8 protein-coding genes and 1 other annotated feature are annotated in these 9,595 nt (G+C 38.6%); of the genes, 6 read left to right on the plus strand and 2 right to left on the minus strand.

Features of this window, described 5'->3' with window-relative positions:
• Positions 1 to 305 precede the first annotated feature (305 nt).
• From AC220I_RS13635 to AC220I_RS13655, 5 genes are all read left to right on the plus strand, one after another.
• The gene (locus AC220I_RS13635; protein WP_486724398.1) at positions 306 to 1,556 is read left to right on the plus strand and encodes an MDR family MFS transporter; all 1,251 of its coding nucleotides are present in this window, start codon (positions 306 to 308) and stop codon (positions 1,554 to 1,556) included.
• A gap of 139 nt (positions 1,557 to 1,695) precedes the next feature.
• Positions 1,696 to 2,589 carry a DMT family transporter gene (locus AC220I_RS13640; protein WP_486724399.1) on the plus strand — a complete coding sequence of 298 codons (894 nt, stop codon included), beginning with the start codon at positions 1,696 to 1,698 and terminating at the stop codon, positions 2,587 to 2,589.
• Between the two features lie 53 nt (positions 2,590 to 2,642).
• Complete coding sequence (locus AC220I_RS13645; protein ID WP_486724400.1) at positions 2,643 to 4,073, plus strand: M20/M25/M40 family metallo-hydrolase; 1,431 nt, start codon at positions 2,643 to 2,645, stop codon at positions 4,071 to 4,073.
• A 93-nt stretch (positions 4,074 to 4,166) separates the two neighbouring features.
• Entirely contained in the window at positions 4,167 to 4,253 is an 87-nt protein-coding gene (locus AC220I_RS13650) for a EutP/PduV family microcompartment system protein (protein WP_486724405.1), read from the plus strand.
• A 68-nt stretch (positions 4,254 to 4,321) separates the two neighbouring features.
• Positions 4,322 to 5,014: an MgtC/SapB family protein gene (locus AC220I_RS13655; RefSeq protein WP_486724401.1), complete on the plus strand. Its 693-nt coding sequence runs from the start codon at positions 4,322 to 4,324 to the stop codon at positions 5,012 to 5,014.
• 144 nt (positions 5,015 to 5,158) lie between these two features.
• Here AC220I_RS13655 and AC220I_RS13660 read toward each other — a convergent pair whose 3' ends face one another.
• Complete coding sequence (locus tag AC220I_RS13660) at positions 5,159 to 6,880, minus strand: proline--tRNA ligase (RefSeq protein WP_486724402.1); 1,722 nt, start codon at positions 6,878 to 6,880, stop codon at positions 5,159 to 5,161.
• Positions 6,881 to 6,963: 83 nt separating this feature from the next.
• Positions 6,964 to 7,202, minus strand: a binding site (T-box leader).
• A 175-nt stretch (positions 7,203 to 7,377) separates the two neighbouring features.
• Here AC220I_RS13660 and AC220I_RS13665 point away from each other — a divergent pair.
• Positions 7,378 to 8,466, plus strand: a complete 1,089-nt coding sequence (locus tag AC220I_RS13665; RefSeq protein WP_486724403.1) for a GNAT family N-acetyltransferase — start codon at positions 7,378 to 7,380, stop codon at positions 8,464 to 8,466.
• Between the two features lie 57 nt (positions 8,467 to 8,523).
• Here AC220I_RS13665 and AC220I_RS13670 read toward each other — a convergent pair.
• Positions 8,524 to 9,595, minus strand: a 1,072-nt coding sequence (locus tag AC220I_RS13670) for an AbrB family transcriptional regulator (RefSeq protein WP_486724404.1), incomplete at its 5' end; no start/stop codon positions are given.

Below are 9,595 nucleotides of genomic sequence, written 5' to 3' on the forward strand. Positions count from 1 at the left end.
AAATATTTCTGGTAAAGATTTTCGTAATTCCATTTCAGCCTCCCTAAATTTGTTCCAACCCAGTTGGATTGTTATGATATTAACATCATATAACATTGAAATTCCAATGTCGATTGAAAGAGAGTGGTCATAAAAACTTCTAATGTTAAGCAAACATTTATAAAATATCGTTATAGTAGATTGGTTAATTATTAGCGATTTCATTTTCATTAAAGTTATTATTATTTTGTCAGAGATTTATTTTTTACATGACGAAATTCTCATAAGGTGGTATTGTAATAATATAAAACTATTTAGGAGGCCGAATGAAATTATTTAAAATGTACCGGGGGCTCCCGAGAAGCGTCTACATTATTTTTATCGCACAAATTATTAATCGTTTTGGTGATTTTGTAATGCCTTTTTTGACGCTGTTTCTAACGAAAAAACTCGGCTTTTCAATGACTACAACAGGAACAATTGTCATGATTGCAACATTAATGACCATACCCGGAAGCTTGTTGGGTGGAAAAGTTGCTGACCATTTAGGTCGTAAAAAAAGTTATCTGTTCTTTCAAGGGTCTGCAGGAATATCCCTGCTTTTATGTGCCTTTTTTTATCATAGTCCAACCATGTTGATCTTTATTTTATTGTCCGCTTTCTTTAATGGGGCTGTCAGACCTATTATCTCGGCAATTTTAGCGGATGTTCTATCGCCAGAGCAAAGACAGGTTGGGTTTTCATTATCCTATTTGGGCATTAACATTGGGGTAGCACTTGGTCCTATGGTAGCGGGCTTCTTATTCAATCATTTCCTAATCATGATCTTCATTGGGGATGCGATTACGACCTTTATTGCAGTGACACTGATGATGAAATTCATCGATGAGACAATGCCCGAAAAAGATATGGATCAAAGTCAACTAAGCGAAAGTGAAAAGCATGAACAGGGAAGTCTGGCTCAAGCGCTTATGAAGCGCCCCCAGCTTATTTGGTTTCTGATTTTTAATGCGTTTTTTAGTGCCACCTATATACAGGGCGGCTTTTCCTTGCCACTTATTTTAGAGCACCTATATGGTGAAAAAGGACCTCAAATTTATGGCGCACTTATTAGTACGAATGCAATTACAGTCCTAGCGATGACGATTTTAATTACGGCATTTTCCAAACGGTTTAGGCCAATTGTAAACATTGCCATTGGTGGTATTGCTTATAGTATAGGCTTTGGAATGATCGGCTTAATAGAATGGCTTCCTTTATTTTGGATGTCTACGATCATATGGACACTTGGTGAAATCATCATGTCCATTAACTTCGGCGTTTATATTGTCAACCAATCCCCTTCTAACTTTAGGGCACGTTTTAATGGCCTAACCAGTTTGAGCTGGGCAGCAGGTGCGGTTATTGGTACCTCCTTCGTCGGTCTCTATGCTGATAAGCATGGTATCGTCAAAGTATGGGGCCTTATTGCATTATTTTCAATTATCGGCACGATTGGTATGTTCGTCCTTAGTAGATGGAAGACCGGTCAAAACCTCGTTGCAGAGACGACATCGGACTCTGACGTGAAGGGATAAAGAAATTTATGGTTAAGGCAAGCCTTAAATCAATAGATTGAATCATACAATCTTTATTAGAGCATCCAAATTAAAGTATCTAAATTGAATTAATTTTATTAAATATAATAAATCGAAATAAAAGACAAAGAGGGAAATTATGGAAAATTACTATGGTGAAATGGCAGCACTTGCCACTGCTTTATGCTGGGCTGTGACAGCAACTTCGTTTGAGCACAGCGCAAAAAAAATTGGGTCAATGAATTTGAATCTATTGAGACTTTTTATCGGTCTGGCTTTTTTATCAATATTTACTTTAATCACGAGAGGATACCTGTTCCCAACAGATGCAACACAATCTGAATGGTTTTGGCTTTTACTCTCTGGTCTTGTGGGCATCGTTATAGGAGACTTGCTTCTCTTTGAAGCCTTTGTCTTGATTGGATCTCGAATTTCAATGCTCATTTATGCCAGTGTACCCCCGCTTAGCGGCATTATGGCATTCATGTTCTTAGGCGAGAAGATGACTATGTTCCAAGTGATTGGGATGTTCATCACCCTTGTCGGGATTGCATCTGTAATACTGGTGACGGAGAAGGACAGCAAAAAAGTGAGTTTTTCGCATCCGGTCTTAGGCATCCTCTTTGCATTTGGGGGCGCTTTTGGTCAGGCGGCTGGTTATATTATCGGTAAATTTGGAATGGCAAACTATGACCCGTTTTCTTCAACACAAATAAGATTAATTGCGGGGATTATCGGCTTCATGGTAATCTTTACTTTAAAGGGCCATTGGCCAAAGTTTATGACCGCATTTAAGCGAAGAGATGCTCTTGCAACTTTAACACTGGGGTCCTTCTTTGGTCCTTTTTTAGGGATTTCATTATCATTATATGCTGTACAAAAGATAAATCCAGGTGTTGCCTCTACATTGATTTCAATTACGCCGATCTTGTTGATTCCCTATGCTTTCTTTATAAAGAAGGAGAAAGTTTCTCTAAAAGAAGTTTTGGGAACGGTAATTACGCTCCTTGGCGTGGGTGTGATGTTTGTATAAGCTTGAGTACAAAATAAGTTGATTAATTTAGAAATCGGCAAGGAGGAGTGGAGATGAAAACAAATATTTACGCTAAGTTAAAAATAATTTTTATCCTTACTTTACTATTAACGGGTTGCAGGAATGTTGAAATACAAGACACTGATTCTGTACCGGAAATCAATTATTCATTTGTAAAAGGAAGTATTGATGACACTTCGTTATCTGAAATTATTATGACCTTAACCAGTGAAGCATATGATGGGCGTTTGACGGGTACAGCGGGTAATGACTTAGCGCAAGATTACATCGTGGATGCATTTAAACAAATCGGACTCGAAAGTCAGGTCGATGCTCCAGATTTTAAACAATCCTATACTCAAAATACCATAATCAACCATAGGGTACCGACCTTAGAAACAGTTAGTTCAACGGGGAGTACAGTTGATACATTTAAATTTGGGGAAGAATTTAGGGTAATCTCATTGTGGCAAGGCTTAAAAATTAACGGGGATGTCGATGCAGATATTATTGAGATTACAGATTTGACATCACTCAATGCGGATAATACAGAATTAAGTGGGAAAGTACTGCTCATTAACAGTTCGCTCTTAGGCGAAAATGGAGATGCAGTTTACAATTTGTTACAGTCCGTTTTAAGGCTAAAGCTCGATATAAAAGGCATTATTCTTGGTAAAGATAATAGGCATTCAAGTACCTACATCGTGAGTACCTCCTTGGGATATGTTGTAGATCAGTCACCTGCAGATGATTTTAACAACGAAAATGGTCCTGTTATGCTGTATTGTATTGATACCGTTTACCAAGCCCTTTCAGAGGCTTCTAGAAAGGGTGAGAAAGTTAATATTTCATTGGATTATGAGTATAAAACCGTCGAAACAGCCAATATTGTTGGCAGTATAGAAGGCAAAGATGAAAATTTGAAGAATGAAACGATCTTCATATCAGCTCATCTGGATCATGTTGGAAACAATGGTGATGGCACTTTTAATCCAGGCGCTCTCGACAATGCATCTGGTATTGCAGGACTGCTTGAAATTGCAAAACTGATGAAGTCAAATGAACAAGCACCAGATAGAACTCTTGTGTTTGTTGTCTTTAACGGTGAGGAACAGGGGATGTTTGGCTCACGTTACTATGTTAATCATCCGCTCTTTGACTTAAAGACGAGTAAAATCATCAACTTGGATATGATAGGCTCACCTAAAGAAATACCGCTCACCATCGCAAGTCGATTTTCCAAGCAAAAAAAAGCCATTGAAAAAATGGCTCAGATGTTGGAGATATCCGTCGTGACAGAAAATGAGATGGCTAGTGACCATACGTGGTTCAATGCAATGGGATACGATGGTGTAACACTGATCCATTATGATTTAGAAAAGATTCATACGGTTTATGATGTCAGCGATAATGTAGATATAAGCAGAATGCATGATCCCTTGAAGCTTGTTTTATATTATTTAAATGAAGAAGCTTATGAATGAAAAATGATTGGGTTTCGGTTTATGTTTCACAGGGCACTGGGATGTCTAATTTTTATTTTAGATAAATTACTTTCGACTGTGACGAGGTCTTAAATGACTAGAGTTATTTTCATTGGAAAAACAGGTGCAGGAAAAACTCCCCTGATTCAATGGATAATAAACAAAAAACGAATTCGATAAATGTCTTAAAATAAATTACAAGTCAAAAATTAATCTATTTGAAAGATATGAAGACATAGGGGGTAGCAATGATTGGTAATCTTGAGCTTTTAATTAGACTGGTAAGTTCTGCGATAGCAGGGGGCATAATCGGTATGGAGAGAGAAGCGCGTAACAGACCTGCGGGACTAAGAACCCATATTTTAGTTACCCTAGGCTCTGCACTGATCATGCTTATTTCCATGTATGGTTTCAATGGGTTTGGTGCTCAGGGAAACGGAGGTGAGCCTGCCAGACTCGCAGCACAAGTGGTTAGTGGCATAGGTTTTCTGGGTGCTGGTACCATTATGAGAAACGAAAACAGCGTACATGGACTGACCACAGCAGCAAGCATTTGGGTTTGTGGCGGCATTGGCTTGGCATTTGGAAATGGCTATTACTTTGGTGGTATTGCAACGACTCTAATTGTCCTGGTAACACTTAAAAGCATGGGTGCAGTAGAGCAAAAGCTCTTTAAAAAGAACTATAGGGAGCTTGTAGTCTCATGTAAAAAAAGAGTGGGTATTATTGGTGAAATCGGTACGATTTTTGGAAACAATAATATTGGTATTCGAGATATAACCGTAAGCAGTGTCTTTGATGAGGGAGATGCGAGTGAAATTGTGGGCAATATTAATTTTATTGTAAAGCTTCCCTCAAGTTTTATCGTTGAGAAACTATTTGATGAAATATTAAGTGTGGAGGGCATCCTAAGTGTTAGCTGGGGAGATGACACCCTATAAAGCATAAGTTCACCATTAAGAATGATTATACTTAAAACAAAATAGCCCCCAAACCATCAATATGACTTGCTCACCCTCGGTTTGACCGTAAAATTACGTTTCGGTTGATCAAGAGGGTGCATATTGATTGTTTGGGGGCTTTAATTATGCGTTAATGGCCTCGAATAAATCTGAGATTAATTGCTTAACTTCAGTAACGACGTCATCAAGGGCAACTTTTTTGTTGACTGACTTATCACGTGTTGTCATTTCCACAACAGCTTCCTTAAGATTTCTTGGACTTACGACCAATCGTACAGGAACACCTAAAAGGTCTGCATCTGAGAACATGAAGCCAGGACGCACCTCTCTGTCATCATAAATGACCTCGATGTTTTGGCTTTGGAGTTGCTTATAGAGATTGTCTGCAAATGCTTTGGTTTCTGCATCGTCTACTCTAAGGCAGCAAAGGTGAACCTGCCATGGTGCAATTGAAATTGGCCAAATTGGACCGTATTCATCATGTCTTGCTTCACAAACTGAAGCTGCAAGGCGTCCTACGCCAATACCATAGCAGCCCATAATTGGATTTTTTTCAAGGCTGTTTTCATCGGTGTATGTCATGCCCATAGATTCAGAGTATTTTGTACCAAGCTGGAAGATGTTACCGACTTCGATTCCTCTTGAGAGGTTGATGCTGTGCTTTCCACATTTAGGGCAAATGCCACCTTCTTGAATTTTAGACAAGTCTACATATTCTACTGCACCATAATCTCTTTCAAAATTGAAGCCAGTGCAGTGGTAATCCGTTTCATTTGCACCGACGATTAAGCTCTTGATGCCTTCAAGTGAACGGTCAAATAGAACTGTAGCATTCTCAGTTAAGCCTTTTGGTCCGATGAAGCCAGCAACAATCCCTGAATTTTCTTCGATTGTGGCTGGGTAGACTTGCTCTCCTAAGTAGTTGTTTAATTTAACATCGTTAATGTCCATATCACCACGTGTAAAGACCACAACGTAGCTGTTATCTTTAATGCGTTGATAAACAACGGCTTTACAAGATTGCTTGATATCTGTGCCAAGGAAGGTCATGACTTCCTCAATTGTTTTAGCATTTGGCGTGTGTACCTTTGTTAAGGCTTCAACACTACCTGCTTCATTCTCGATGATGGTTTCTGCGGCTTCAAGGTTTGCACTGAAATCACAGTTATTACAAATCGCCAATGAATCTTCGCCAATTGGTGTTAAGAGCATGAATTCATGAGCCACTTTACCACCCATCATACCAGTGTCTGACGCCACTGAAATAACTTCAGGCACCCCAGCACGTTTGAAAATCCTGTGATATGCCTTTAAACAGCGATCGTAATAGTGTTCTAAATCCTCTTGAGTGAGATGGAAAGAATAGGCATCCTTCATTGTAAACTCTCTTACTCTTATAAGACCAGCTCTTGGTCTTGCTTCATCTCTGAACTTTGTTTGAATTTGGTAGATCATAAATGGATATTTAGTGTAGGTGTTTGCAAAATCCCTTACCAAATGAACTGCAGCTTCTTCATGAGTCATGCCTAGGACAAGCTGTGCATTGTTTCGATCTTGAAATCTCACAAGCTCGCTACCCACACTTTGGAAACGACCCGATTCTTCCCAAAGACTTCCTGGTAGCACGACTGGGAAAAGAACTTCCTGTCCATCAATAGCATCCATTTCCTCACGGATGATTTCTTCGATTTTACGTGTAATTTTTTTAAGCGAAGGGTAAAGGGAGTAGATTCCGTTCGAAACCCCTTTCATGTATCCGCCTTTGACCATAAGCGCGTGGCTGTCTATGACGCAATCGGATGGTCTTTCTTTAAAACGCTCGCCAACTAGATTTGCTAATTTCATGTGGTCCTCCTTAATGATTTATGCCTTTTGGCTAAATTTATGTTGATGTTAGTTTATAATAAAAAAACCCTAAGCTATTGCTAGCTTAGGGCGAATATACTTCCGCGGTACCACCTAATTTCAGATTTCTCTGCACTCTGGATACAAAACAAAATTGTTTGATATCAGTTCCCTATAACGGTGGAAATCCGGTGAATCTTTAAGCCGAAACCTTGGAATCACTGTTCAAAGATAGGTTCAATACGACGCCGTAAAGACTTTCACCAACCGTCTTCTCTCTAAAACTTTGTTCATATCTACTGGTTCTCATCATTACATTTTCATATATCGTTTAAACATATTGGATTTTAACATATTTTTAGGGGGGACGTCAATCCTTTTTTAGTCTATCCTGGTTGAACTAAAATCATGTATAATATTAGCAGGTGCAATTAAGCCCTATATATGAAGTGAAAGTAGAAAAAGGTTATTGAGATTATGATTATGCGAGGTGTAGCATGAAAAAAATTGAAAATCGACAAGTGATAATTGATCTCTTAAAAAGTGGGACCTTTGTACCGCTAAATATCGTCGGCATATTGGAGAACACAAGCAATATAGGTTACTTTGATGATGAAACCGGTAGTGTTTGGGTTGAAAATGATTATTTTAACTATGTTTATGGGGATTCTAAAGTTATTTTAAATAAAATTGAACAATTAGAAGATGGCTTTTATGGCTTTTCAGGGGTCCTTGGCGAGCTTGCAAAATCAATATACAGCGAGTATTTACTCCACTGGCTAGAGCCAACTGAGAGATATATTTTCACAGGTGACCTCAAGGCACTAGGGCATCAAAATACGAATAAGACTTATGATGTCGTATCGATACCCTTTGAGGAAGCAAAGGGCATTGATGATCGATATGAGTATCAACAAGAAGGATCGCTTAAAAGAATCCAGGATGCCATATTAAACAGGCCTACCTCTGCAATTTACATAAACAATGAGCTTGCCAGCTATGTTTTGGTGCACGAGGACAATTCCATAGGGTATATGTTTACACTTGAAAAGTACAGACAAGAAGGCCTTGGCTATATTGTCACCATGGATATTTTGGAAAAGATGATTGCTAAAAAAACCCTTCCCTTTGTAGAGATCAATCAGCGCAATTTCAAATCACAACGTCTGGCAAAAAAGACCAGCTTTGAAAAGGACGCCTTCATGCCTTGGTTTGGTATTATAAAGGGATGCCCTGAGGTCTTTAAAGACCTAAAGCCCTTTGGTGAGGATGCCTTTTACTTTACGACCATGGCACAGATGATATACGGTGATTGTCTTACATCAAGATTCTCTTCAATTGCATTTACAAAAGAGGGTAAGGATTATCTTGTTCAAATTGAAACACCAAAAAAAGCCACTTTCAAAATTCGACTAGACGAATCTGACGAGGCTTATGTTGTAGACTTCGATGAACTTGAATCACCTGATTACTTTGAAGTCCTAAAGGCAATTGGTCTTAACTTCCCAGAGGATAATGCATCCTTGGTCTTTAGATATAGAGAGGGAATAGAGCATCATTTTAAGGGCATTAAGGGGAACCTCTAGAATCGAGTTCAAATAGAATTCACATGAGATCTTTGAGCCAACCGAACTTATATGCCACTATAGAAGCCATTGATATATAATTGGTATAAAGGCGACTGCTGTAATGAGTCGAGATAATTGAAGTGTACTTATGGTAACCACATCTGCCTCAAGGTCTTCTGCAAGGATAATCATAGTGGATAGGCCCCCTGGGAGTACACTCATTAGGCCAGTCATGTAGTCCATTTTAAAAATTTTAGAAAAGACAAAGCCTAAAAAAAGACTGGTTGTAATGATGAAAAAAGTTAAGAGGACCATTGGGTAGACCAGTGTACTCATTTCAACAAAGCTCTCTTTGGTAAAGCTTGTTCCAATAAGCGCCCCCATGCCGATTTGTGCCCATTCATAGTAACGCGCATTTGGGCGGTTGAACTCATATGGCGAAAAGGTTTGAAGCAAAGCGATAAAAAATGTCGCGCCTAATAGCAGTGCCGCAGGAAAATGTATTTTATAAAAGAACATTGAACCTATAGTGCCAATGATAAATAACCATAATGATGAGTAGGTAATTTGACGATTAGAAGACTTTATTTTATCTGGAGTCTTCTCTTCTATTTTTTGATAAGGATTTTGCTTGCTAAGCGTTTTTGATTTGCCTTTGACAAGTGGTAAAATGATGATCTTAGAAATGATCGGCATGATCAGCACAATTGAAAGAAATCTGATCAATTGGAAGGCGGATACCTGAGCCAGATTTGCATTAAAAGAGACTGCAAGTACACCTGCCTCTGCGACACCGCCTGGAATCACAGACAAAAATGAGGTGTTTTGATCTAAGCTACTAACTGAAGTCAACAGATTACCATATAAAATCGTGATAAATATGTAAGTTACAGAGAGAAACATTGCAGGGATTATAGATTTGAGTAATTGCTTCTGGGCGATTTTATCAAAGCGCAAACCTAAAAAAGTTCCAAAAATAATGGAAAAAATCATTTTGAATATATTAGGAACAACTACGGAAAAACCTAATAGCTGAATGAGGGCAACAACAAAAATAGGCCCGACAATTCGGCTCGCTGGGAAATGAATTGCTTCAAAAATACGGTAGCCCAAATAGCTTGCCGAAAAGAGAATGATTAATGGAATG

It is taken from the genome of Fusibacter sp., assembly GCF_057447755.1.

What these genes read in the sequence shown, in the direction of transcription:
- AC220I_RS13660 (WP_486724402.1), bottom strand. Translation starts at nt 6,880, where the DNA reads ATGAAATTAGCAAATCTAGTTGGCGAGCGTTTTAAAGAAAGACCATCC.
- AC220I_RS13655 (WP_486724401.1), top strand. Translation starts at nt 4,322, where the DNA reads ATGATTGGTAATCTTGAGCTTTTAATTAGACTGGTAAGTTCTGCGATA.
- AC220I_RS13640 (WP_486724399.1), top strand. Translation starts at nt 1,696, where the DNA reads ATGGAAAATTACTATGGTGAAATGGCAGCACTTGCCACTGCTTTATGC.
- AC220I_RS13635 (WP_486724398.1), top strand. Translation starts at nt 306, where the DNA reads ATGAAATTATTTAAAATGTACCGGGGGCTCCCGAGAAGCGTCTACATT.
- AC220I_RS13650 (WP_486724405.1), top strand. Translation starts at nt 4,167, where the DNA reads ATGACTAGAGTTATTTTCATTGGAAAAACAGGTGCAGGAAAAACTCCC.
- AC220I_RS13645 (WP_486724400.1), top strand. Translation starts at nt 2,643, where the DNA reads ATGAAAACAAATATTTACGCTAAGTTAAAAATAATTTTTATCCTTACT.
- AC220I_RS13665 (WP_486724403.1), top strand. Translation starts at nt 7,378, where the DNA reads ATGAAAAAAATTGAAAATCGACAAGTGATAATTGATCTCTTAAAAAGT.